This is a genomic window from Klebsiella sp. 2-CIP_Kleb., assembly GCF_050378715.1.
GTDB classification, from domain to species: domain Bacteria; phylum Pseudomonadota; class Gammaproteobacteria; order Enterobacterales; family Enterobacteriaceae; genus Klebsiella; species Klebsiella quasipneumoniae.
The window spans coordinates 705,288-726,583 of record NZ_JBNRLG010000001.1 but is presented as its reverse complement, the minus strand read 5'-3'; the positions used below and the strand labels follow the sequence as shown (position 1 = coordinate 726,583).

22 protein-coding genes are annotated in these 21,296 nt (G+C 60.4%); 18 read left to right on the top strand and 4 right to left on the bottom strand.

Features of this window, described 5'->3' with window-relative positions:
* Positions 1 to 9 precede the first annotated feature (9 nt).
* Positions 10 to 1,089 (bottom strand): malate/lactate/ureidoglycolate dehydrogenase, encoded by a 1,080-nt coding sequence (locus tag ACQUTP_RS03650; RefSeq protein ID WP_004203019.1) that lies wholly within the window; start codon positions 1,087 to 1,089, stop codon positions 10 to 12.
* A 303-nt stretch (positions 1,090 to 1,392) separates the two neighbouring features.
* Between ACQUTP_RS03650 and ACQUTP_RS03645 the strand changes: the two genes are divergently transcribed.
* The 3 genes from ACQUTP_RS03645 to ACQUTP_RS03635 all read left to right on the top strand — a co-directional run bounded on the left by ACQUTP_RS03645 (position 1,393) and on the right by ACQUTP_RS03635 (position 5,388).
* Complete coding sequence (locus tag ACQUTP_RS03645; protein WP_004203017.1) at positions 1,393 to 2,481, top strand: ABC transporter substrate-binding protein; 1,089 nt, start codon at positions 1,393 to 1,395, stop codon at positions 2,479 to 2,481.
* A gap of 74 nt (positions 2,482 to 2,555) precedes the next feature.
* A complete protein-coding gene (locus tag ACQUTP_RS03640) occupies positions 2,556 to 4,325 on the top strand; it encodes an ABC transporter permease (protein WP_049115566.1) in 1,770 nt (589 codons plus the stop codon).
* Positions 4,318 to 5,388, top strand: a complete 1,071-nt coding sequence (locus ACQUTP_RS03635; protein WP_049115564.1) for an ABC transporter ATP-binding protein — start codon at positions 4,318 to 4,320, stop codon at positions 5,386 to 5,388. The genes ACQUTP_RS03640 and ACQUTP_RS03635 overlap by 8 nt, the downstream gene beginning before the upstream one ends.
* Before the next feature lie 7 nt (positions 5,389 to 5,395).
* Here the strand turns inward: ACQUTP_RS03635 and ACQUTP_RS03630 are convergent, their stop codons facing one another.
* Positions 5,396 to 5,767 carry a VOC family protein gene (locus tag ACQUTP_RS03630; RefSeq protein WP_017899590.1) on the bottom strand — a complete coding sequence of 124 codons (372 nt, stop codon included), beginning with the start codon at positions 5,765 to 5,767 and terminating at the stop codon, positions 5,396 to 5,398.
* A 501-nt stretch (positions 5,768 to 6,268) separates the two neighbouring features.
* Between ACQUTP_RS03630 and ACQUTP_RS03625 the strand changes: the two genes are divergently transcribed.
* The 14 genes from ACQUTP_RS03625 to ACQUTP_RS03560 all read left to right on the top strand — a co-directional run bounded on the left by ACQUTP_RS03625 (position 6,269) and on the right by ACQUTP_RS03560 (position 19,204).
* Positions 6,269 to 7,024, top strand: coding sequence for a gluconate 2-dehydrogenase subunit 3 family protein (locus ACQUTP_RS03625; protein WP_017899589.1), 756 nt, complete (start codon positions 6,269 to 6,271; stop codon positions 7,022 to 7,024).
* A 2-nt stretch (positions 7,025 to 7,026) separates the two neighbouring features.
* On the top strand, positions 7,027 to 8,811 hold the full coding sequence (locus tag ACQUTP_RS03620; protein ID WP_428902348.1) for a GMC family oxidoreductase: 1,785 nt from the start codon (positions 7,027 to 7,029) through the stop codon (positions 8,809 to 8,811).
* 10 nt (positions 8,812 to 8,821) lie between these two features.
* Positions 8,822 to 10,162, top strand: a complete 1,341-nt coding sequence (locus ACQUTP_RS03615; protein WP_004184337.1) for a c-type cytochrome — start codon at positions 8,822 to 8,824, stop codon at positions 10,160 to 10,162.
* A gap of 83 nt (positions 10,163 to 10,245) precedes the next feature.
* Positions 10,246 to 10,869 carry a cytochrome c biogenesis heme-transporting ATPase CcmA gene (gene ccmA / locus ACQUTP_RS03610; RefSeq protein ID WP_135711920.1) on the top strand — a complete coding sequence of 208 codons (624 nt, stop codon included), beginning with the start codon at positions 10,246 to 10,248 and terminating at the stop codon, positions 10,867 to 10,869.
* Positions 10,866 to 11,525, top strand: coding sequence for a heme exporter protein CcmB (gene ccmB, locus ACQUTP_RS03605; RefSeq protein ID WP_017899585.1), 660 nt, complete (start codon positions 10,866 to 10,868; stop codon positions 11,523 to 11,525). Before ccmA ends, ccmB begins: the two co-directional genes overlap by 4 nt.
* Before the next feature lie 49 nt (positions 11,526 to 11,574).
* A complete protein-coding gene (locus tag ACQUTP_RS03600; protein WP_060655971.1) occupies positions 11,575 to 12,312 on the top strand; it encodes a heme ABC transporter permease in 738 nt (245 codons plus the stop codon).
* Positions 12,309 to 12,539: a heme exporter protein CcmD gene (gene ccmD, locus ACQUTP_RS03595; RefSeq protein WP_004203001.1), complete on the top strand. Its 231-nt coding sequence runs from the start codon at positions 12,309 to 12,311 to the stop codon at positions 12,537 to 12,539. The genes ACQUTP_RS03600 and ccmD overlap by 4 nt, the downstream gene beginning before the upstream one ends.
* Positions 12,523 to 12,981, top strand: a complete 459-nt coding sequence (ccmE, locus tag ACQUTP_RS03590) for a cytochrome c maturation protein CcmE (RefSeq protein WP_285754915.1) — start codon at positions 12,523 to 12,525, stop codon at positions 12,979 to 12,981. The genes ccmD and ccmE overlap by 17 nt, the downstream gene beginning before the upstream one ends.
* On the top strand, positions 12,978 to 14,930 hold the full coding sequence (locus ACQUTP_RS03585; RefSeq protein WP_114465611.1) for a heme lyase CcmF/NrfE family subunit: 1,953 nt from the start codon (positions 12,978 to 12,980) through the stop codon (positions 14,928 to 14,930). The genes ccmE and ACQUTP_RS03585 overlap by 4 nt, the downstream gene beginning before the upstream one ends.
* Positions 14,927 to 15,481, top strand: a complete 555-nt coding sequence (locus ACQUTP_RS03580) for a DsbE family thiol:disulfide interchange protein (protein ID WP_004202997.1) — start codon at positions 14,927 to 14,929, stop codon at positions 15,479 to 15,481. Before ACQUTP_RS03585 ends, ACQUTP_RS03580 begins: the two co-directional genes overlap by 4 nt.
* Before the next feature lie 11 nt (positions 15,482 to 15,492).
* Positions 15,493 to 15,939, top strand: a complete 447-nt coding sequence (locus ACQUTP_RS03575; RefSeq protein WP_074377610.1) for a cytochrome c-type biogenesis protein — start codon at positions 15,493 to 15,495, stop codon at positions 15,937 to 15,939.
* Positions 15,936 to 16,778 (top strand): c-type cytochrome biogenesis protein CcmI, encoded by an 843-nt coding sequence (ccmI, locus tag ACQUTP_RS03570; RefSeq protein WP_285754911.1) that lies wholly within the window; start codon positions 15,936 to 15,938, stop codon positions 16,776 to 16,778. The genes ACQUTP_RS03575 and ccmI overlap by 4 nt, the downstream gene beginning before the upstream one ends.
* A 1,223-nt stretch (positions 16,779 to 18,001) precedes the next feature.
* Complete coding sequence (locus tag ACQUTP_RS03565) at positions 18,002 to 18,475, top strand: GNAT family N-acetyltransferase (protein ID WP_043519868.1); 474 nt, start codon at positions 18,002 to 18,004, stop codon at positions 18,473 to 18,475.
* Between the two features lie 339 nt (positions 18,476 to 18,814).
* A complete protein-coding gene (locus tag ACQUTP_RS03560; RefSeq protein ID WP_043519870.1) occupies positions 18,815 to 19,204 on the top strand; it encodes a hypothetical protein in 390 nt (129 codons plus the stop codon).
* A gap of 504 nt (positions 19,205 to 19,708) precedes the next feature.
* Here ACQUTP_RS03560 and ACQUTP_RS03555 read toward each other — a convergent pair.
* The gene (locus ACQUTP_RS03555; RefSeq protein ID WP_126065640.1) at positions 19,709 to 19,894 is read right to left on the bottom strand and encodes a hypothetical protein; all 186 of its coding nucleotides are present in this window, start codon (positions 19,892 to 19,894) and stop codon (positions 19,709 to 19,711) included.
* A 74-nt stretch (positions 19,895 to 19,968) separates the two neighbouring features.
* Between ACQUTP_RS03555 and ACQUTP_RS03550 the strand changes: the two genes are divergently transcribed.
* Entirely contained in the window at positions 19,969 to 20,331 is a 363-nt protein-coding gene (locus ACQUTP_RS03550; RefSeq protein ID WP_130944646.1) for a TonB family protein, read from the top strand.
* Positions 20,332 to 20,505: 174 nt separating this feature from the next.
* On the opposite strand, the gene ACQUTP_RS03545 is transcribed toward ACQUTP_RS03550, so the two are convergent.
* Complete coding sequence (locus tag ACQUTP_RS03545) at positions 20,506 to 21,276, bottom strand: (S)-acetoin forming diacetyl reductase (RefSeq protein ID WP_004151179.1); 771 nt, start codon at positions 21,274 to 21,276, stop codon at positions 20,506 to 20,508.
* Positions 21,277 to 21,296: the final 20 nt, after the last annotated feature.

Sequence of the window (21,296 nt, the reverse complement as noted above, 5' to 3'; positions counted from 1 at the left end):
AAAACGCCGCTACGCGAGAGGGCGGCAGCGGGTGATATGCGACTCGCTCAGGCCGACGTCGCGTGCGGCGGCGCAGATTGCCTGCCAGCTGCCCGCATCCAGCGGGATCCCCTCGGCCAGGCGCGCTTCGCGGTTGGCGGCTTCCCATTCGCCGGGGGCCAGCACCGGGGCATCGGGATCGTGCGGCGACTGTTTACACCATGCGATAAAGGCCTCCGTCTGCGCCTGGCTGTCCGGGGCATCGAACGCGTCCGGGCGCAGGATCACGGTGGTCATGCAGTTAAAGATGGCGTCGACGCTGGTCTGCAGGCTTTCCTGATGGGTGGTTTGCCCCCCGGAGAGCGCGCCGCCGAGCACTTCGCACAGCGTCGCCAGGGCATAGCCTTTGTGCTGGGCGAAGGTGAGCAGGGCGCCCAGCGGCGAGGTTTGCATCACCGCCGGATCGGTGGTGGGCAACCCCTCGGCGTCGATCAGGCAGCCGGGGGCCACGGCTTCCCCTTTGTGCCAGGCGACGCGGGTTTTTCCAAAGGCGATGGCGCTGGTGGCGTAGTCCAGCAGCAGCGGCGGATGGCCCTCTCGCGGAAACACCACGCACAGGGGGTTGGTGCCGAAGCGACTGTCTTTTCCGCGGAACGGAGCGACCATCGGGTCGCCGATTACGCTGACGAAGTGAATGGAGATCAGTCCGGCGGCGGCGCACTGCTCGGCCCAGTAGCCGATGCGCCCGACGTGATGCGCATTGCGCAGGGCGATAGCCGCCATGCCGTGCTGCTTCGCCTTTTCGATACCTAACTGCATCGCTTCGTGGGCGACTACCTGGCCGAAGCCGGCGTTGCCGTCGAGGGTGACCACGGCGCCGGCATCTTTGGTGACCGTGGCGTGGCGGTTGAGCTGCAGAAAACCGCCGGCATGGGATTTTACATAGCTTGGGATCATCCCGACGCCATGGGAGTCATGCCCGGCCAGGTTGGCGGCGATCAGGTGGTCGGCGACCAGCGTCGCTTCTTCTGAGCGGCTGCCGAGATGGGTAAACAGTGAGACGACAAACTGATGCAGATCCGTCGCCAGAAAGCGGTGTCCTGTTGGCACTGATTCTCTCCTGTAGTCTGTTGTTATTTTGTTATGTTTGCCGTTTTATGCTGCGCCGCCCGGCGCAGAAGGTCAAGGGCGGGGGCTCCGGGCGTCACGCCACTGCGCCAGCGTCTGCGTTATACGCCAGACGATAAAAAACCGGTCCGCGATCGCGTTTTAATTAACGTCATAAACACCACATTTTTAAATTCTGCCACTGTCACAAAAGCCAGAAAAAAGCCAGCCCCGGCGTTGCAAGGGCAGCTGATACCACTATATGTTAAATTTGTGTTTATTAATTGATGATTAAAGGTTGGTATCATGTATAAGAAAATAAGTGGTTTAGTGGTTTCACTGACGGCCGTTTTCGCCTGTGCCGCCTGGGCGGAGGTGCCTGCGGGCTATCCGGCGGATTATCAAAAAACGGTTGATGCCGCCGTCAAAGAGGGCAAGGTGGTGATCTATTCCACAACCGATACCAAAGCCGCCGGGCCGTTAATTAAAGGATTCGAAGCGCAATATCCGGGCGTCAAAGTCGAATATAACGACATGAACAGCACCGAGCTGTATAACCGCTATATCAGCGAGCAGGCCGCCGGGGGCGGCAGCGGGGACGTGGTGTGGAGCTCATCGATGGATACGGCGCTGAAATTAGCCACCGAATACGCGGAACAATATGCCTCGCCGGAGGTGAAGCAATTGCCCGACTGGGCGGTGTGGCAGCAGAAAGCCTATGGCACCACCTACGAGCCGGTGGTATTTATCTATAACAAACGGCTGATCCCGCAGAATGAGGTTCCGGATTCGCATACCGCGCTGGCAAAATTGATCGCCAGCCAGGCCGATAAATTTAAAGGCAAAGTCACCACCTACGATATCGAAAAATCGGGCCTCGGCTTTATGCTGGCGGTGCAGGACAGCCAGGCCGACGCGAACTATTTTACCGACCTGGCGAATATCGCCAAAGGCGGCCTGACGGTGCAGTCTTCCACCGGAACGATGATGGAGCGCGTCTCCTCTGGCGAAAACCTGATCGGCTATAACATCCTTGGCTCCTATGCGGAAGCGCGGGCGAAAAACGATCCCTCTTTAGGCATTGCCTATCCGAAAGATTACGTGCTGGTGCTCTCCCGCGTCTCGTTTATTAGCCAGGAGAGCGAACATCCCAATGCGGCAAAATTGTGGCTGGACTATGTCCTGTCGGAAAAAGGCCAGCAGATCCTCGCCAGCCAGGCGGATATTCCCTCTATTCGTCGCGATATTGAAGGCAAAAATGATATCGACGGCATGACCGCGCTGCTGGGCAAAGCGTTAAAACCGATCCCGGTCAACGAAACGCTGCTGGATTATTTACAGCCGCAAAAACGTCTGCAGTTTATTAAACAATGGCGCAGCGCCGCCGCGAAATAATCCTCCCCCGGGGCATCGCCGATGCCCCTTATTCACACCCGGCGGGTTTATTCACCTGACCAAAGGGATGAACCATGAATGTATTACGCAGAAAGTGGCAGGGGCTGCCGCGCGGCGTGGTGGTGTGCATCACGGCGCTGGTGATTTATGTCCCGCTGTTATTTATTGTGGTGCAGAGTTTTCTCTCCGCGCCGTTCTTTTCCCGCTCCAAATCCTGGAGCCTGGAAGCGTTCACCTTTATTTTTACCGACCCGGATTTTTATCTGGCGTTAAGGTCAGGCTTTATTCTGGCCTTTGGCCTGGTGATTATCGCCATTCCACTGGGCGGTATTTTGGCCTTTCTGATGGTACGCACCGATTTACCCGGCCGGCGTTTCATTGAGCCGCTGATCCTGGTGCCGATCTTCGTCTCGCCGATGGTGCTGGGCTTTGGCTACGTGGTGGCCGCCGGGCCGGTAGGCTTCTTTTCCCAGTGGGCGCAGCAGCTGATCGGCTTTGTGCCGTGGAATATCTACTCGATGTTCAGTATTGTGGTCATCGCCGGCTTAACCCACGTGCCGCACGCCTATCTCTATATCTCCTCGGCGCTGCGCAGCGTCGGCTCGGACGTGGAAGAGGCGGCGCGCACCGTCGGCGCCACGCCGCTGCAGGTGATGACCTCGGTGAGTCTGCCGATGGTGCGGCCGTCCATCCTTTACGCCTGCGTGCTGCTCTTTTTCCTCGGTCTGGAAGTCTTCGGTCTGATGCTGGTGCTGGGCGACCCCGAGGGCAACATGGTGCTGGCGACCTATCTCTACAAGCTGACCAATAAGCTCGGCACCCCCTCCTACCATCTGATGGCGGCGGTGGCGGTGGTGCTGATCTGCATCACCATCCCGCTGGTGATGCTCCAGCGGCGGCTGATGCGCACCGCCAACCGCTTTGTCACCATGAAGGGCAAGGCGTCGCAGGCGCGGGCGCTGCCGCTGGGCAAATGGCGCTGGGTGGCCGGGGCGGTGGTGGTGGCCTGGCTGACGGTGACCATCGGCGTGCCGCTGCTCGGCGTGGCGCTGCGCGCCTTTATCTCCAACTGGGGCGTCGGGGTGTCGCTGTGGGATGAGCTGTCGCTGGCGACGTTCCACAATATCTGGCAGCAGCCCAACCTGCTGCGGGCGATCGTCAACTCGATGGCTATCGGCATCGTCGGCGGCGCGCTGGCGGTGATCTGCTATCTGTTTGTCGGTATCGCCATGCACCGCAAAGCGGACAACGTCACCCGCTTTCTTGACTACAGCGTGCTGGTCCCGCGCGCGGTCCCGGGGCTGCTGGCCGGTCTGGCCTTTCTGTGGGTGTTCCTGTTTGTGCCGATGTGGCTCGATCAGTCGCTGAAGCACGGCTGGCTCTCGGCGCTGCCGGTGGCCGACTGGCTGCGGGAGCACCTTATCGTGCAGCTGCGCGCGCTGCGCAACACCATCTTCAGCGTCTGGTTGGCCTACACCGTGGTATGGATGGCTTATGGCCTGCGGCTCATCTCTTCGACGCTGCTGCAGGTGGGCCCGGAGCTGGAGGAGGCGGCGCGCAGCACCGGCGCCTCGCGGGGGCAGATCACCCGCCACGTCACCGTCCCGCTGTCGCGCTATGGGCTGATTGGCTCCTGGCTGCTGATGTTCCTGATCTTTGAGCGCGAATATTCCACTGGCGTCTATCTGCTGTCGCCGGGTACCGAAACCATCGGCTCGATGCTGGTGTCGCTGTGGGCGGCGGGGGCCATCGATATCGTCGCGGCGCTCTCCTTTATCAATATTCTGCTGGTGGTGATTGGCCTTGGCATCGCCCTGCGCTTTGGAGTGAAATTACATGATTGAGTTATCGGTAGAAAATCTGCATCTCACCTATGGCGACAACCCGGTGCTGAAAGGGGTGTCGATGACGCTCGGCCGGGGAGAGGTGGTGTCGCTGCTGGGGCCGTCGGGAAGCGGCAAAACCACGCTGCTGCGGGCGGTGGCCGGGCTGGAGAAGCCGACGAGCGGACGGATCGCCATCGGCAACCGCACGGTGTACGACGGCACGCCGCGCAGCGAAATCCCGGCCGAAGAGCGTAACCTCGGGCTGGTGTTCCAGTCCTATGCCCTGTGGCCGCACAAAACGGTGTTCGACAACGTGGCCTATCCGCTGAAGCTGCGTAAAGTGGCCGCCGGGGAGATAAAAGAGCGGGTGCAGCGCGTGCTGGATCAGCTGGGGCTCGGGCACCTTGGCAACCGCCATCCGCACCAGCTCTCCGGCGGCCAGCAGCAGCGGGTGGCCATCGGCCGGGCGTTGGTCTACAACCCGCCGGTGATCCTGCTGGATGAGCCGCTCTCCAACCTTGACGCCAAGCTGCGCGAAGAGGCGCGGGTGTTTCTGCGCGAGCTGATCGTCAAGCTGGGCCTGTCGGCGCTGATGGTCACCCACGATCAGAATGAGGCGATGGCCATCTCGGATCGTATTCTGCTGCTGAACAATGGCGTCATCGAGCAGCAGGGGACGCCGCAGGAGATGTACGGCAGCCCGGCGACGCTGTTCGCCGCCGAGTTTATGGGCAGCAATAACCGCCTGCACGGCAAGGTAATGGCGCTGGAGAACGGCAGGGCGCGGATCGAAGGCGCCAGCTGGAGCCTGTGGGGGCGAGCGGGCGAGGGGGTTAGCGTCGGCGAGCCAGCGACGGCGGTGATCCGCGTCGAGCGCCTGCGTCTGGACGGCGCGGCGCAGGATAACAGTCTCCAGCTACCGCTGCTGACCAGCATGTACCTCGGCGACCGCTGGGAGTACCTGTTCCGCACCGAAGGCGACGACTTCCCGCTGCGCGCCTACGGAACGGCGCTGCGCGATGCCGAACACTGTCATCTGACGCTCCCGGCGGAGGATGTGTGGGTTTTTCCGCAGCGGTAACCGCTGGTTAAGACGCCAGATGGCACACGGCTTCAATATTGTGCCCGTCTGGCGCAATCACAAAGGCGGCGTAGTAACTGGCGTGGTAGTTTGGCCGTAACCCCGGCGCGCCGTTGTCCTTTCCTCCGGCGGCCAGCGCCGCCTGCCAGAAGGCATCGACCTGCTCGCGGCTGTCGGCGCGAAAGGCAATGTGCAGCGGCGCCGGTTTTTCCGTACTTTGATAGAGGCATAGAGAGACATCGCCGCTGCCGGCCAGCTCTGCGCCGTAGGTCGGCTCGCCTTCGCCGACCAGCGTTACGCCAAGCGGGGCAAGGGCTTGTAAAAAGAACGCTTTGCTCGCGGCATAATCACTGACGCCGAATTTCACATGATCGAACATATCTTCTCTTCTCCTGCGGATGGGATATCGCCAGCCGAACGCGTTAGCCGAGAAATAGATGCAAAATAGTTAACAACGGTTATTAACTTTTTTAACAGCTCAAAATGTTTAATTATTCCTAATACGAGTATTTACAGACGTTTAATCTGCCATGTACCATAAACAAAAAATAACATTTGTGATACAAGTCACTCTTTTTTGGCGCATGGGTAAGCTCAGCGCGGTGTGAACGCCGCCGGTTTACCGCCTCAAGGTTATGGCAGCACCCTTCTCACGATGACATTCCGGTGAATTTCTCTCCGATTTCCCGCGTTTCGTTGAGAATCGTCTACTATCCAAACGATAACCCTATAAATGATATCGCCTCTGGCGATGTTTTATCCGACTTGCCGGGCCGGGCCAGACGCTAAGCGGTTTAAAAGCGCAATGGTATCGGTTCCAGCACGACATTCACTGGTTTTGTCAGCGACAAAAACAGTAATTTTCAATGACAGGAATGTGATGATGTCGAGCGAGAAAACTAACAATTCCAGGCGTGATTTCCTGGTGAAGTCGATGGCGCTGATCCCCACGGTGGTGATCGGCGGCGCGGGAGCAGGGGCCATTGGCGTGGCCACCAGCGCGACCGCGCAGGCGGCCCCCGCTTCAGAGCCAGCCTCCGGGAACACGGCGGCGGCCAGCGACTGGAAGCCGCAGTTCTTCAACGATCGTGAGTGGGCGTTTATCAACGCCGCCGTCGCGCGCCTGATCCCAGCGGATGAACTTGGCCCCGGCGCTAAAGAGGCCGGCGTGCCGGAGTTTATCGACCGCCAGCTTAATACCCCTTACGCCACCGGCTCCATCTGGTATATGCAGGGGCCCTTCAACCCCGACGTGCCGAAAGAGATGGGCTATCAGCTGCCGCTGGTGCCCAAACAGATCTATAACCTCGGGATCGCCGACGCCGAGGCCTGGTGTCAGGACAAGTATCACAAGACCTTCGCTGAACTGAGCAACGAGCAACAGGACGAGGCGCTCGGCCTGTGGGAATCCGGCAAAGCCGAGTTCAAACAGCTTCCGGCCTCGCTGTTCTTCACCTATCTGCTGCAGAACACCCGAGAAGGCTTCTTCAGCGACCCGATCCATGGCGGTAATAAAGGCATGGTCGGCTGGACGCTGATTAATTTTCCCGGCGCGCGCGCCGACTTTATGGACTGGGTTGAACGGGGCGAACGCTACCCCTTCCCGCCGGTATCAATTAATGGGGAGAGGGCGTAATCATGGCCACCGTATTGAAAAAAACCGATGTCGCGATCGTCGGCTTCGGCTGGGTTGGGGCGATCATGGCCAAAGAGCTGACCGAAGCCGGGCTCAACGTCGTGGCGCTGGAGCGTGGCCCGATGCGCGACACCTGGCCGGATGGCGCCTATCCGCAGGTGATTGATGAGCTGACCTACAACATCCGCCGCAAGCTGTTCCAGGATCTGTCGAAAAGCACCGTCACCATCCGCCATAACACCAGCCAGCAGGCGGTGCCGTATCGCCAGCTGGCGGCTTTCCTGCCGGGTACCGGCGTGGGTGGGGCCGGGCTGCACTGGTCCGGCGTCCATTTCCGCGTCGATCCCATCGAACTGCGGATGCGCAGCCACTATGAAGAGCGCTACGGCAAAAACTTCATTCCCCAGGATATGATCATCCAGGATTTCGGCGTCACCTACGACGAGCTGGAACCGTTCTTCGATAAAGCGGAGAAAGTGTTCGGCACCTCCGGGACTGCCTGGTCGATCAAGGGCAAGGTCGTCGGTAAAGGCCGCGGCGGCAACGCTTTCGCCCCGGACCGCTCAGACGACTTCCCGCTGCCGGCGCAGAAAAACACCTGGTCAGCGCAGCTGTTTGAAAAAGCGGCGCTCGAGGTGGGTTACCATCCCTACAACCTGCCGTCGGCCAACACCTCCGACTCCTATACCAACCCCTATGGCGCGCAGATGGGTCCGTGCAACTTCTGCGGTTTCTGCAGCGGCTACGCCTGCTACATGTACTCTAAAGCCTCGCCGAACGTGAACATCCTGCCGGCGCTGCGCCAGGAAAAACGCTTTGAGCTGCGGACCAACGCCAACGTGCTGAAGGTCAACCTGACCGACGACAAATCCCGCGCTACCGGCGTGACCTACGTCGACGGCCAGGGGCGCGAAATGGAGCAGCCGGCGGACCTGGTGATCATCGGCGCCTTCCAGTTCCATAACGTGCACCTGATGCTGCTCTCCGGGATCGGTAAACCGTACAATCCGGAGACCGGCGAAGGGGTGGTGGGGCGTAACTTCGCCTACCAGAACATGACCACCATCAAGGCCATTTTCGACAAAGACACCTATACCAACCCGTTTATCGGCGCGGGCGGCAACGGCGTCGGCGTCGATGACTTCAACGCCGACAACTTCGACCACGGCGCGGCCGGCTTTGTCGGCGGTTCGCCGTTCTGGGTCAACCAGGCCGGGACCAAGCCCATCTCCGGTTTCCCGGTACCGCCGGGCACCCCGGCGTGGGGCAGCAAGTGGAAAGCGGCGGTGGCCGATACCTACACCCATCACCTGTCGATGGATGCCCACGGCGCGCATCAGTCCTATCGGCAGAACTACCTCGATCTTGATCCGAACTACAAAAACGTCTTTGGCCAGCCGCTGCTGCGCATGACCTTTGACTGGCAGGAAAACGACATCAAGATGGCGCAGTTTATGTTCGATAAGTTGGCGCCGATCGCCAAAGCGATGAAGCCGAAATATATCCTCGGCAGCCCGAAAAACGCCAACAGCCACTTTGATACCACCACCTACCAGACCACCCATATGAACGGCGGGGCGGTGATGGGGGAGGATCCGAAAACCAGCGCCGTTAACCGTTATCTGCAAAGCTGGGACGTGCATAACGTCTTCGTCATCGGCGCCTCCGCTTTCCCGCAGGGGCTGGGCTATAACCCAACCGGCACGGTGGCCGCGCTGGCCTACTGGTCAGCGAAGGCGATCCGCGAGCAGTATCTGAAAAATCCGGGTCCCCTGGTGCAGGCATAAAGGAAGGCAGATGATGAAAATGCAATGGTTATCGGCCCTGGTGCTTGGGGCATTGAGCTGCGCGGCCTTCGCCGAAGAGGCGCCTGCGGACAGCAATCTGATTAAGCAAGGGGAGTATCTGGCGCGGGCGGGGGACTGTGTCGCCTGCCACACCAACGGCAAAGCGGGCAAGCCTTTCGCCGGCGGTCTGCCGATGGAGACGCCGATCGGCACCATCTACTCCACCAATATCACGCCGGATAAAGAACACGGCATTGGCGGGTACACCTTCGAAGAGTTCGACGACGCGGTGCGCAAGGGCGTGCGGAAAGATGGTTCCACACTCTATCCGGCGATGCCGTATCCCTCGTTCGCACGGATCAGCGAAGCGGACATGCGCGCCATGTACGCCTACTTTATGCACGGCGTGGAGCCGGTGAATGTCGCCAACAAGGACACCGACATCCCGTGGCCGCTGTCGATGCGCTGGCCGCTGGCGTTCTGGCGCGGCATCTTCGCGCCGACGCCGAGCGACTTTGTCGCCAACCCGCAGGTTGACCCGGTGTTGGAGCGTGGCCGCTATCTGGTGGAAGGCCTGGGCCACTGCGGCGCCTGTCATACCCCGCGTAGCCTGACGATGCAGGAAAAAGCGCTCAGCGAAAGCGAAGGCGATGATTACCTGGCGGGCAGCAATGCGCCGATTGACGGCTGGGTTGCCTCCAGCCTGCGCGGCGAAAACCGCGACGGTCTGGGGACCTGGAGCGAAGCCGAGCTGGCCGAGTTCCTGAAAACCGGACGTAACGATAAATCGGTGGTCTTCGGCGGCATGAGCGATGTGGTGGAGCACAGTCTGCAGTATCTTTCTGATGACGACATCACCGCCATCGCCCGCTATCTGAAGTCGCTCCCGCCGCGCGGCGGCAAACAGACCCCAGCCCCGGTGGAAGACAGCGTGGCGAAAGATCTGTGGAAGGGTAACGACAGCAAAACCGGCGCCGCGCTGTACGTCGATAACTGCGCCGCCTGCCACCGCACCGACGGCGTAGGCTATAAACGCGCCTTCCCGTCGCTGAAGGGCAATCCGGTGGTGCAGACCGAAGATGCCACTTCGCTTATCCATATCGTTCTGACCGGGAGCACCACGCCGGCGGTGAAAGACGCGGTCTCCAACCTGACCATGCCGTCGTTCGGCTGGCGTCTGGACGACCAGCAGGTGGCGGATGTGGTCAACTTCATCCGCACCAGCTGGGGCAACAACGCGCCGGCGGTCAGCGCCAGCGATGTGGCGAAGGTGCGTAAGGAGACCGCGGCGCACGATGAGAAGGCGTTAGGCAATGCTGATATCTCGAAGCTGCCGGGGGCCGGACAGTAACCGTCAGGGTTGCGTCGCCCACGCGGCGCAACCCATACTTAGCCAGGACGTAAAATACTGTCTGAATCAAGGAGTTTGCCTTCATGCTGCATGCAGAGCGACTGACCTGCATCGTTGACGATCGACCGCTGTTTGCGGAGCTGACGCTGTCCCTTGCTGCCGGTGAGCTGCTGCAGGTCGCCGGTGATAACGGCGCGGGGAAAACCTCGCTGCTGCGGATCCTCTGCGGCCTGGCGCGCCCGGAAAGCGGCGGGGTGAGCTGGCAGGGCCAGCCGCTGGCGAAGGTCCGGGAGTCATTTCATCGTCAGCTGCTGTGGCTGGGCCATAAGCCCGGCGTCAACGCGGTGCTGACCGCCGATGAAAATCTGCGTTTCTTCTTTCCGGGCAGCCGCCTTCAGCAGCGGGAACGCGCCCTCGCCGCCGTCGGCCTGGCGGGCTATGAAGATCTCCCCTTGAACCAGCTCTCTGCCGGGCAGCAGCGCCGGGTGGCGCTGACCCGCCTGTGGTTAACCGACGCGCCGCTGTGGATCCTCGATGAGCCGTTCACCGCCCTCGACGCCACGGCGATGGAAACCCTGACCTGCCGCCTGGAGCAGCACGCCCGGCAGGGGGGAAGCGCGATCCTCACTACCCACCAGCCGCTGCGGCCGCTGCGCTGCCCGTTGCGCACCCTGCGCCTCGGCGGCGACGCTGGAGGCGGGCAATGATGCGAGCGCTGTTGGCCCGGGAACTGCGCCTGGCATGGCGCAGCGGGGCGGAGATCCTCAATCCGCTCTGGTTCTTTCTGATCGTCATCACCCTGTTTCCGTTCGGCGTCGGCGCCGCGCCGCAGCTGCTGGCGCAGATTGCGCCGGGCGTGGTATGGGTCGCCGCGCTGCTGGCGGCGCTGCTGGTGATGGATCGGTTGTTTCGTGACGACTGGCAGGACGGCTCCCTGGAGCAGCTGTTGCTTCTGCCGACGCCGCTGGTGGCGGTGGTGCTGGTGAAGGTGGTCGCCCACTGGATGATGAGCGGCCTGCCGCTGCTGATCGTCTCTCCGTTGGCGGCGCTGCTGCTGGGGATGAGCGTGCATGACGCCGGCGTGCTGGCGCTGACCTTGCTGCTCGGCACCCCGACGCTCAGTTTTCTTGGCGCGGTGGGGGTTGGCCTGACCGTCGGCCTGAAGCGCGGCGGCGTCCTGCTGAGCCTGCTGGTGCTGCCGCTGGCGGTGCCGCTGCTGATTTTCGCCACCGCGGCCTGCCAGGCCGCCGCCGCCGGGCTCCCGGTCGGCGGCTATCTGGCGATGCTGGCGGCGTTCTTAACCGCCAGCGCCACCCTGTGTCCGTTCGCCACCGCCGCCGCGCTGCGGCTGACCGTGCAATAATTCGCTGCGCCTGCGGGCGCGGCCATCATAACCGTGTGAGTAAGCGTCTATGTGGAAAGCGTTACATCAACTGGCGATCCCCGAGCGGCTGTACCGCCTGTGCGGATGCTGGATCCCCTGGCTGGCGGCGTTGAGCGCGCTGTTGCTGGTCATCGGCTTGGGATGGGGCTTTGGCTTCGCCCCGGCGGACTATCAGCAGGGGGAGAGCTACCGGATCATGTATCTTCATGTCCCGGCGGCGATGTGGTCGATGGGGCTGTACCTGGCGATGGCCGTCGCGGCCTTCGTCGGGGTGGTCTGGCAGATCAAAATGGCCGATCTGGCGATTGCCGCCCTGGCACCGGTGGGGGCGGTCTGCACCCTGGTGGCGCTGGTCAGCGGCGCGGCGTGGGGCAAGCCAATGTGGGGAACCTGGTGGATCTGGGACGCCCGCCTGACCTCGGAGCTGGTGCTGCTGTTTCTGTATGCCGGGATCATCGCCCTGTGGCACGCCTTTGACGACCGGCGGCTGGCCGGGCGCGCGGCGGGGATCCTCGTGCTGGTCGGGGTGGTCAATCTGCCCATCATTCATTACTCGGTCTACTGGTGGAATACCCTGCACCAGGGTTCGACCAACCTGCAGCAAACCATCGACCCGAGCATGCGTCTGCCGCTGCGGATCTGCATCTTTGCCTTCCTCACGCTGTCGGTCACCCTGACCCTGATGCGCCTGCGTAACCTGATCCTGCAGCTGGAGCGTCGTCGACCGTGGGTGGTGGCGCTGGCTAATAAAGGAGCCGTCCGATGAGCCCCGCTTTTTCTTCGTTCGCCGCCTTCCTGAATATGGGCGGCTATGCCCTGTACGTCTGGCTGGCGGTGGCGGTGGCCGTCGCCGCCTTTGGCCTGCTGACGGTGCACACCCTGTGGGCGCGGCGGGCGCTATTCCATGAAGTGCGACGCCAGCAGGCGCGCGAGCGGCGGATCGCTGCTGCCCGCGAACATGACAAGGAGGCCGCGGATGCAAGCGCGTCGTAAAACCCGGCTGTATATCGTGCTGGCGGTGCTCGCCGGACTTGGGCTCACCGTCAGCCTGGCGCTGTACGCCCTGAGCAGCAATATCGATCTGTTCTACACCCCGGGGGAAATTATCTACGGCAAAACGGAAACCCGGGCGCTACCCCATACCGGGCAGCGCCTTCGGGTGGGAGGCTACGTTCAGCCGGGCTCCCTGCAGCGCGACCCGCAAACTCTCGACGTGCGCTTTAAGCTGTATGACGCCCGCGGGGTGGTGGACGTTAGCTATAAGGGCATTCTGCCGGACCTGTTCCGTGAGGGGCAGGGCGTGGTGGCCCAGGGCGTGCTGGACGGCGAGCGGCATATTACCGCCCAGCAGGTGCTGGCCAAACATGATGAAAATTACACCCCGCCGGAGGTGAAAAACGCCATGATGCCGGAGAAAACGGGGGCGCAGCCATGATGCCGGAGCTGGGCAACTTTTTACTGTGTCTGGCGGCGGGGCTGGCGCTGCTCCTGAGCGTCTATCCCCTGTGGGGCGCGGCGCGGCAGGACCGGCGGCTGATGGTCCTGGCCCGGCCGCTGGCCTGCGGGCTGTTCGCCTGTATCGGGGGCGCCTTCCTGCTGCTGGTGCACGCCTTCGTGGTCAACGACTTTACCGTCCGCTACGTGGCGGAAAACTCCAACAGCGCGCTGCCGGTGTGGTATCGGGTGGCGGCGACCTGGGGGGCGCATGAGGGCTCGCTGCTGCTGTGGGTTCTGCTGCTCAGCGTCTGGACCTTCGCCGTCGCCCTCTTCAGCCGCCGGATGCCGCTCGACGCCGTCGCCCGGGTGCTGGCTGTGATGGGGATGATCGCCTTGGGGTTCCTGCTGTTCATCCTCTTTACCTCCAACCCGTTCAGCCGCGGCCTGCCGCAGTACCCCATTGACGGCCGCGACCTTAATCCGCTGCTGCAGGATATCGGCATGATTTTCCATCCGCCGATCCTCTATATGGGGTACGTCGGCTTCTCGGTGGCTTTCGCCTTCGCCATCGCCTCGCTGCTGGCGGGCCGGCTGGATACTGCCTGGGCGCGCTGGTCGCGTCCCTGGACCCAGGCGGCATGGATGTTCCTCACTCTCGGCATCGTGCTGGGCTCGGCGTGGGCCTATTACGAACTGGGCTGGGGCGGCTGGTGGTTCTGGGACCCGGTGGAAAACGCCTCGTTTATGCCGTGGCTGGTGGGCACCGCGCTGCTGCACTCCCTGGCGGTGACCGAGAAGCGTGGCAGCTTCCGCGCCTGGACGGTGCTGCTGGCCATCGCCGCCTTCTCCCTGTGCCTGCTGGGCACCTTCCTGGTGCGCTCCGGGGTGCTGGTCTCGGTGCATGCCTTCGCCTCGGATCCGTCGCGCGGGCTGTTTATTCTGGCGCTGCTGATTGTCGCCATCGGCGGGTCGCTGCTGCTGTACGCCCTGAAGGGCGGCCGGGTGCGGGCGCGGGTGGAACATACCCTGTGGTCGCGCGAGTCGTTCCTGCTTGGCAACAATATTTTGCTGATGGCCGCGATGCTGGTGGTGCTCCTCGGAACGCTGCTGCCGCTGGTGCATAAGGAGCTGGGCCTCGGCAGCATCTCCATCGGCGAGCCGTTCTTTAACACCATGTTCACCGCCCTGATGGCGCCGTTTGCGCTGCTGCTGGGGCTGGGGCCGCTGATCCGCTGGCGGCGCGATGACATCGCCAGGCAGATTAAGCGCCTGATTATCGCCCTGGTTGTGACGTTGTCACTTTCTCTGGCGCTGCCGTGGCTGCTGCAGGATCGTATCACCGCCATGGCGGTCATTGGCCTGATGATGGCCCTGTGGGTGCTGATCTTCGCCCTGCTGGAGGTTCACGAACGGGCCACTCATCGCCACGGCTTCTGGCGCGGCCTGCGGACGCTGACCCGCAGCCAGTGGGGGATGGTGCTCGGTCACGTCGGCGTGGCGGTGACCGTTATCGGCATCACTTTTAGCCAGAACTACAGCGTGGAGCGCGATGTACGGATGCGCCCCGGCGACAGTATCGATATCCACCGCTATCACTTTGTGTTTAACGGCGTGCGCAATATCGTCGGCCCCAACTGGACCGGCGGCGAAGGAATTATCACCGTGACCCGCAGCGGACGCCCGGAAGCGACGCTGTATGCTGAGAAGCGCTTTTACACCGCCAGCCGGATGATGATGACCGAGGCGGCGATCAGCGGCGGGCTGACCCGCGATCTTTACGCCGCGCTGGGGGAAGAGCTGAGCGACGGCAGCTGGGCGGTGCGTCTGTACTACAAACCGTTCGTTCGCTGGATCTGGTACGGCGGGGTGCTGATGGCCCTCGGCGGTCTGTGCTGCATGCTCGACCCACGCTATCGGATGCGTAAGAAACTGCAGGAGGCCTCATGAACCGGAAGCTGCTGTTTATCCCGCTGGCGCTGTTTCTGGCGCTGGCCGCCGCGCTGTTCTGGCAGCTGATGCGCAATGCCGATGGCGACGACCCGACGACCCTTGAGTCGGCGCTGATTGGCAAACCGCTGCCGGAGTTTCGCCTTGAAGCGCTAAATACCCCCGGTCAGACGCTGGACCGGCGGACGCTGATTGACGGCAAGCCGCTGCTGCTCAACGTCTGGGCCACCTGGTGCCCAACCTGTCGCGCCGAGCATCAGTTTCTCAACGGTCTGGCGCAGCAGGGCGTGCGGGTGGTGGGGATGAACTACAAAGACGATCGCCAGAAGGCGATGAGCTGGCTGCAGCGCCTGGGTAATCCGTACAGGCTGAGCCTGTACGACGGCAACGGCATGCTCGGCCTGGATCTGGGGGTTTATGGCGCGCCGGAGACGTTTCTTATCGACGGTCAGGGCATCATCCGCTGGCGGCACGCCGGCGACCTGAACGAACGGGTGTGGCGCGAGGAGCTCCAGCCGCTGTGGAATCAATACAACCGGGGGGCGGGCTGATGAGAGGGGTAATGGGCATCCTGCTGGCGCTGATGCTGACCGGCCAGGCGTGGGCCGCCATCGATACCTGGCAGTTTAAGGATGAGGCCCAGGAGCAGGCCTTTCGCGAGATCACCTCCCAGCTGCGCTGCCCGAAATGCCAGAACAACAGCATCGCCGACTCGAATGCGATGATTGCTGCCGATATGCGGCAGAAGGTGTACGAACTGATGCAGCAGGGGAAAACGAAAGGGCAGATCGTTGACTATATGGTGGCCCGCTACGGCAATTTTGTCAGCTACGAGCCGCCGCTGACCGCGGGCACGGTGCTGCTGTGGCTGGGGCCGGGGCTGTTCGTGCTGGCGGGCGCCGGGATGATTATCGCCCGCGCGCGTCGTCGCGACATCCCTGACGCGGCGCTCAGCGCTGAAGAGCGCCAGCGGCTGGCGGAATTATTAAAAGAAGGAAAAGAACGATGAGCCTGTTGGTGGTTATCGCCGGGCTGTTGCTGGCTGGCGCGCTGGGACTGCTTTATTACCCATGGACGGGCAACGGGGCGGTGGACCGCGATACCCTCAACCGCGCCCTGTATCAGTCGCGCCTGCAGGAGCTGACGCAGGAGCGCGGCGAGGACAACCCGGCGCTGGTCGTCGAGCTGCAGCGCACGCTGCTGACCGATATCCCGCCCCAGGCACAGCCTGGCGAACGGCCGCTACGCCGCTGGGCGCTGCTTCCGGGGGCGCTGCTGCTGGTGGTCCTGAGTCTGGGCCTGTATCTGAAAACCAGCGATATTGGGCAGGTGCTGCTCTGGCAGCAGGCTGAACGGCATTATCCTGCGCTGTTGCAGCAGGTTAAGGACCCGACGGCGGCGCCGCTGCGAATGGATGAGCTGGCGGAGCTGCGGCTTGGCCTGCGCAGCCACCTGCAGGATACCCCGAATGACCTCCCCGGCTGGCAGCTGCTTGGACGGCTGGGCCTGTTGTTAAACGATGGCGAGACGGCGATCGGCGCCTTTGGCCGGGCGCATGCTCTGGCGGCGGATGACCCGGCGGCGGCTTTCGATTACGCCAGCGCGCTGGTGCGGGCGGGAGATAGCGGTCAGGTTCGGATGGGCGAGCTGCTGCTGCGTGACCTGCATCAGCGACAGCCGAACAGCCTGCCGGTGCTAGAGATGCTGGCCCTGAGCGCGGTGCGTAATGAAGATTACCCCGAAGCCGTGGCCGCCCTGCAGGCGCTGCTGGCCCGGCTGCCGGAAGGGGATGCGCGGCGCGAGGCGATCGTCCGCCAGCTGGCGCAGGCGCAGCAGCTGGCGCAGTAACTGCCCGGCGGTGCTGCGTTAGCGTGGGCCTGGGGATATGAGCTGACGGGAGGCCTTTGTAGGCCGGGTAAGGCGCAGCCGCCACCCGGCAACATGGGGGGCACGGTGCGATATCTTGCCCGGCGGCGGGGGAGACTGTTATCGGTTTTACAGGTTCTCAGCCCGGGGAAAGCGTTTATCACGCGTGACTTCAGCGTAGTTTGCGCTCCCGGTTAGTCTTCTGCGTTATGTCAATCATGGCGCAGGGAGCGCACAGGGGGCGGCCAGTCGCCGCCGCCCCCTGTACCCCCGGGCTCCGGCCAGCAAAATCGCCGCTACGCGGTCCCTTCGACTTATCCCTGCAGGCTTCGGGTCGGGCCGAGGCAGCGTCCGTGCAAAACACGGCCCTCAGCCCGCATCCATGCGGGCTGCCCCGGCCTTCCGGGAACGTCTCAGCGATTTTGAGGCCGCCAACACCGGCAGTTTCAGCAACCATGGTGAATATATTAACGACAGGTCGCACGAACCCTGTAGGCCGGGTAAGGCGCAGCCGCCACCCGGCACAAAATCGGCTCCGTGCCCGCTGTCCTTGCCCGGCGGCGCTACGCTTGCGCGGGCCTACGAAGGGCGCGAATAGAGCACCAAATCGCGGGCCGGGTAAGGTGTAGCTGTCACCCGGCAAAAATACGGCACAAGAGCGGCACAAATACCGCCTAACAGCGTAGCCGGGATAAGGCGTCACGCATCGCTATCCGGGATTCTCCCTGCTGGCGCTATGATCAGCTGCTTCCGTGTTAAGTTTCAGGTGTCGCAGGAATGACTAAAGAATCTCCCCCTAAGCATCAGCAGCAGGCTGTCGCTTAGGCCCCGGAGATCACTCCCTTAAGGTTGCAAGCGCGGTAGAACTCGATCAACGAGGTTAAAAGGGGCTTCAGCGCGGAACGCGAGTTAAGGCTAATCAGGGCAGGGGAACCGGCAGCATTTATAATCCGACAACCGGCTGCGCCGGGCCTTCGGCGCCATTTGGCTGGACTGCCACATGCACATCATCTGGCGCTGTCATGCCGCTGACGCGGCATTCTGAAGCTACTCGATGTTGTATGGTACGAATGCTATTGCAGAATTTCACGTCTGCTGTGTGCCAAGAGCGGACATTGTCGCCTCACTCAAATTTGATGGGTATGCTTTAGAACTTTTATGGTAGATGTAAATAGCTCGCAGAATAAAACGTACAAGGAAAAGCTATGAAGATCAGACTTGCTGTGCCTGTAGAGGCAGAAGAATGCTGGAACATTCGAAATCAGGCTATACGTTACGGCTGTAAGAATAGTTATGATGATGCGGTTATTGCAGCCTGGACACCGGAAAAAATGCCTGAAAGCTACAGGAATGTCATTGTAGCGAATCCTTTTTTCGTTATTGCTGCTGATGGCAGACTATTAGCTACAGGCTATCTTGATCTATCTACAGGAAGTATTGAGGCTGTATTTACGTTACCTCGTTATACAGGTAAAGGGTTAGGTAGTCAGATTATTGAAGCCATCAAAGGTGAAGCTCGTGAACGTGGATTTGAGCAATTGACTTTGTCCTCAACACCTAATGCCCAGACTTTTTATGAGAAGCATGGTTTCAAACTTATGCAGGAAAGCATGTATCCCTCTGCCTTGGCGCAGGCTGAACTGCGCTGCATGGAAATGTCTATAAATCTCCTGGGATAGTAGTTCGCTGTCTAATCGCAATGATCACTATACCCAGTAACCACTGCAGATAGATCTTAAAAGCTTCAAAATTAACGTCCGCTCTTTGCACCGTCCGGACCTTGCTTAGCATGAATTTCTTCCGTGCCCAAGTGCGGAAGTAGTTAACAACATTCTGTGTGGTGCAACGGGGAGCGCGTCAAAGTAGTCAAGCTGGCAATCAGGTAGAGCTTGAGATTACGCTAGGGACTAAAATCAGTCCTGCAATCGCAACACTAAATTAGCGTCAAGAAACGCTTTAGATTGCCGACATATACATTTAACGTTATCCCTGAAAATAAACAAAATGGATTGAGCCGTATGAAAAAACTTTTACTTCTTTTTCCGCTGGTGTTTACTGCGCCGGTACAGGCTTCTGAAGTCACGGTAGGTCAGATTTGCAAGGCTACTTCTGCTGCGATGTTTGGCCGTGACCATAAGATCATGCAACTGGATAAAGTTGAATCAGGTATTGCCTACGTACATTATATCCGACAGAACGATGGCACCCGTTGGGCAATAAAGTGCAAACTTATAGGTGATCAGGTTATGTGGGCATCTGATAACCCTGACAGCACCGGTCGCTGGCGGGATGATCCTGCGGACAGTACAGTCAAATATTCTATTGATGGTAAAAAAATAATTATTACCGAGCTCTATAGTGACGGTTCCAGTACCACGAACTCTTATCCCTTGAAGCAGCTAAAATGACTTTGACCTGCTCTCCGTTGATTACGACACCTCAATATTAGTAACGTAGTTGTGAGAGTTGCAAACTTCCGCTCCTCACTCAATGCGGACCTTTAGCTCAGCTGGTTTGTTCGCTCTATGCCAGGAGCGGAAAGCGCTGACATCACAAGGTACCACTCAACGCGGCGCAAGCCAGTCAGTTAGCGAGTTTATGTAGGCCGGGTAAGGCGCAGCCGCCACCCGGCAAAAATACGGCACAAGAGAGGCACAACAGCGTAGCCGGGATAAGTTCTCACGCATCGCTCTCCGGGATTCTCTACTGGCGCTATGCTCAGCCGCTTCCGTGTTTAGCTCCCAGGTGTCGCAGGAATGACTGAAGAATCTCCCCCTTAGCATCAGCAGCAAGCCCGCGGAGAACACCCTCATAACGTTGCAAGCGCTGGAGATCCCGAGCACCGAAGTTAAAAAGGATTAGCTAATGGTCTTCAGCGCGGGACGCGAATAAATGCTAATCACTTGGGGGTGTTAGCTCGGCCATGTTCCCTGGCGAACCGGATAGTGCTGCTGACAGCTGGCATAAGAATCGTTGATATAGTCGCTCAGCGCCCCCTTGTCCTGATAGGGAAACGTCATCGGGAATGGATGTAGTACGAAGCGCCTGGTCAGGAGGTCAACGTGATTGCTACTGAAGACGCGGTATTCACTGATCATCTCATCTGGTAACCTGTCACTCGCGCCGTTGGTAACGTGAAGATTCATGGTTAATTTTTGAATTCGGACGATTTATGAAAGCTATCAGACTATTCACTCTGATTCTGCCATTGTTCCTGGCACTCTGCGCCGGCACACAGGTCAGCGCCAGCACACCTTCAGGCAGCATTTCCTCTGCCAACACATCAATTACCACTCGTGATAAGAACGGAAACCTACTGCCGAGTTTCCTGCGGCTTCAGTACGATGTGGATTCAGATGGCAGAGTTCAGAATGTAAAGATACTTGAATCGACAACGACTCCGGAGTTGGAACATCAAATCATTGAAAAAATGATGAAAAAATGGCGTTTTGAAAAGGGGAAACCAGGAAAAGCGCAAAGATTAGTCGTCAAGATCCAACCCAAATCAGACGGCGGTCCCGCTAATAAGCAGTAAGAACTTATAACGACAAGTTCCCTGACGCATCGTCTACGTCGTTAAAGTCCCCTGAGCGCCAGGAGCGGACTCTATCTATCAATAGAGGGTTCGTTTCACCGGAATGCTTACACTCAAACCCAAAAAAGCCCCCGCGCGAAAGCAGGGGCAAGCCATGTCAGAGCTTATTATTTATTAGTTAAACACCATCCCGCCGTCGATCAGCAATGACTGACCGGTCATATAATCAGAATCCGGGCTGGCAAGATAGGAGACGCAGGCGGCGACATCTTCCGGCTCGGACAGCCGACCGAGAGTGATGCGTTTGGCGAACTCGGCGGTACCGTAGCCCAGCGGTTTACCGGCGGCTTCTGACACCTGGCGGTCAATTTCGGCCCACATCGGCGTTTTGACAATCCCCGGGCAGTAGCCGTTGACCGTGATGCCCAGCGGCGCGAGGTCGCGAGCGGCGGTCTGGGTTAAGCCGCGCACCGCGAATTTACTGGAGCTATACACCGCCAGCTCCGGGTTGCCGACGTGGCCGGCCTGGGAACAGGCGTTGATGATTTTCCCGCCGTGCCCCTCTTTCTTAAAGGCTTCGACCGCCGCCTGAATGCCCCAGATCACCCCTTTGACGTTGATGTTGTAGACTTTATCGACAATTTCCGGGGTAATGGACTCGATCGGCGTGGACGGCGCCACGCCGGCGTTGTTGACGATGACGTCGAAGCCGCCCAGCGTTTTGCGCGCCTGTTCGACGGCGGCGAACACCTGATCGCGGTCGGAGACATCCACTTTCACCGCCATGGCGCGGCCGCCGGCCTGGTTGATTTCCGAGGCGACCGCTTTGGCGGTGGCGTCGTTATAATCGGCAATGGCCACGGCAAATCCATCCTTCACCAGACGAAGGGCGATAGCTTTACCAATCCCCTGGCCGGCGCCGGTAACAAGTGCGACTTTTTTCATTTTCCTTTCCTTATTGTGAT

What these genes read in the sequence shown, in the direction of transcription:
- ACQUTP_RS03640 (WP_049115566.1), top strand. Translation starts at nt 2,556, where the DNA reads ATGAATGTATTACGCAGAAAGTGGCAGGGGCTGCCGCGCGGCGTGGTG.
- ACQUTP_RS03585 (WP_114465611.1), top strand. Translation starts at nt 12,978, where the DNA reads ATGATGCCGGAGCTGGGCAACTTTTTACTGTGTCTGGCGGCGGGGCTG.
- ACQUTP_RS03565 (WP_043519868.1), top strand. Translation starts at nt 18,002, where the DNA reads ATGAAGATCAGACTTGCTGTGCCTGTAGAGGCAGAAGAATGCTGGAAC.
- ACQUTP_RS03625 (WP_017899589.1), top strand. Translation starts at nt 6,269, where the DNA reads ATGATGTCGAGCGAGAAAACTAACAATTCCAGGCGTGATTTCCTGGTG.
- ACQUTP_RS03630 (WP_017899590.1), bottom strand. Translation starts at nt 5,767, where the DNA reads ATGTTCGATCATGTGAAATTCGGCGTCAGTGATTATGCCGCGAGCAAA.
- ACQUTP_RS03550 (WP_130944646.1), top strand. Translation starts at nt 19,969, where the DNA reads ATGAAAGCTATCAGACTATTCACTCTGATTCTGCCATTGTTCCTGGCA.
- ccmB (WP_017899585.1), top strand. Translation starts at nt 10,866, where the DNA reads ATGATGCGAGCGCTGTTGGCCCGGGAACTGCGCCTGGCATGGCGCAGC.
- ACQUTP_RS03545 (WP_004151179.1), bottom strand. Translation starts at nt 21,276, where the DNA reads ATGAAAAAAGTCGCACTTGTTACCGGCGCCGGCCAGGGGATTGGTAAA.
- ACQUTP_RS03635 (WP_049115564.1), top strand. Translation starts at nt 4,318, where the DNA reads ATGATTGAGTTATCGGTAGAAAATCTGCATCTCACCTATGGCGACAAC.
- ccmE (WP_285754915.1), top strand. Translation starts at nt 12,523, where the DNA reads ATGCAAGCGCGTCGTAAAACCCGGCTGTATATCGTGCTGGCGGTGCTC.
- ACQUTP_RS03560 (WP_043519870.1), top strand. Translation starts at nt 18,815, where the DNA reads ATGAAAAAACTTTTACTTCTTTTTCCGCTGGTGTTTACTGCGCCGGTA.
- ACQUTP_RS03600 (WP_060655971.1), top strand. Translation starts at nt 11,575, where the DNA reads ATGTGGAAAGCGTTACATCAACTGGCGATCCCCGAGCGGCTGTACCGC.
- ACQUTP_RS03555 (WP_126065640.1), bottom strand. Translation starts at nt 19,894, where the DNA reads ATGATCAGTGAATACCGCGTCTTCAGTAGCAATCACGTTGACCTCCTG.
- ACQUTP_RS03575 (WP_074377610.1), top strand. Translation starts at nt 15,493, where the DNA reads ATGGGCATCCTGCTGGCGCTGATGCTGACCGGCCAGGCGTGGGCCGCC.
- ccmI (WP_285754911.1), top strand. Translation starts at nt 15,936, where the DNA reads ATGAGCCTGTTGGTGGTTATCGCCGGGCTGTTGCTGGCTGGCGCGCTG.
- ccmD (WP_004203001.1), top strand. Translation starts at nt 12,309, where the DNA reads ATGAGCCCCGCTTTTTCTTCGTTCGCCGCCTTCCTGAATATGGGCGGC.
- ACQUTP_RS03645 (WP_004203017.1), top strand. Translation starts at nt 1,393, where the DNA reads ATGTATAAGAAAATAAGTGGTTTAGTGGTTTCACTGACGGCCGTTTTC.
- ACQUTP_RS03580 (WP_004202997.1), top strand. Translation starts at nt 14,927, where the DNA reads ATGAACCGGAAGCTGCTGTTTATCCCGCTGGCGCTGTTTCTGGCGCTG.
- ACQUTP_RS03620 (WP_428902348.1), top strand. Translation starts at nt 7,027, where the DNA reads ATGGCCACCGTATTGAAAAAAACCGATGTCGCGATCGTCGGCTTCGGC.
- ccmA (WP_135711920.1), top strand. Translation starts at nt 10,246, where the DNA reads ATGCTGCATGCAGAGCGACTGACCTGCATCGTTGACGATCGACCGCTG.
- ACQUTP_RS03615 (WP_004184337.1), top strand. Translation starts at nt 8,822, where the DNA reads ATGATGAAAATGCAATGGTTATCGGCCCTGGTGCTTGGGGCATTGAGC.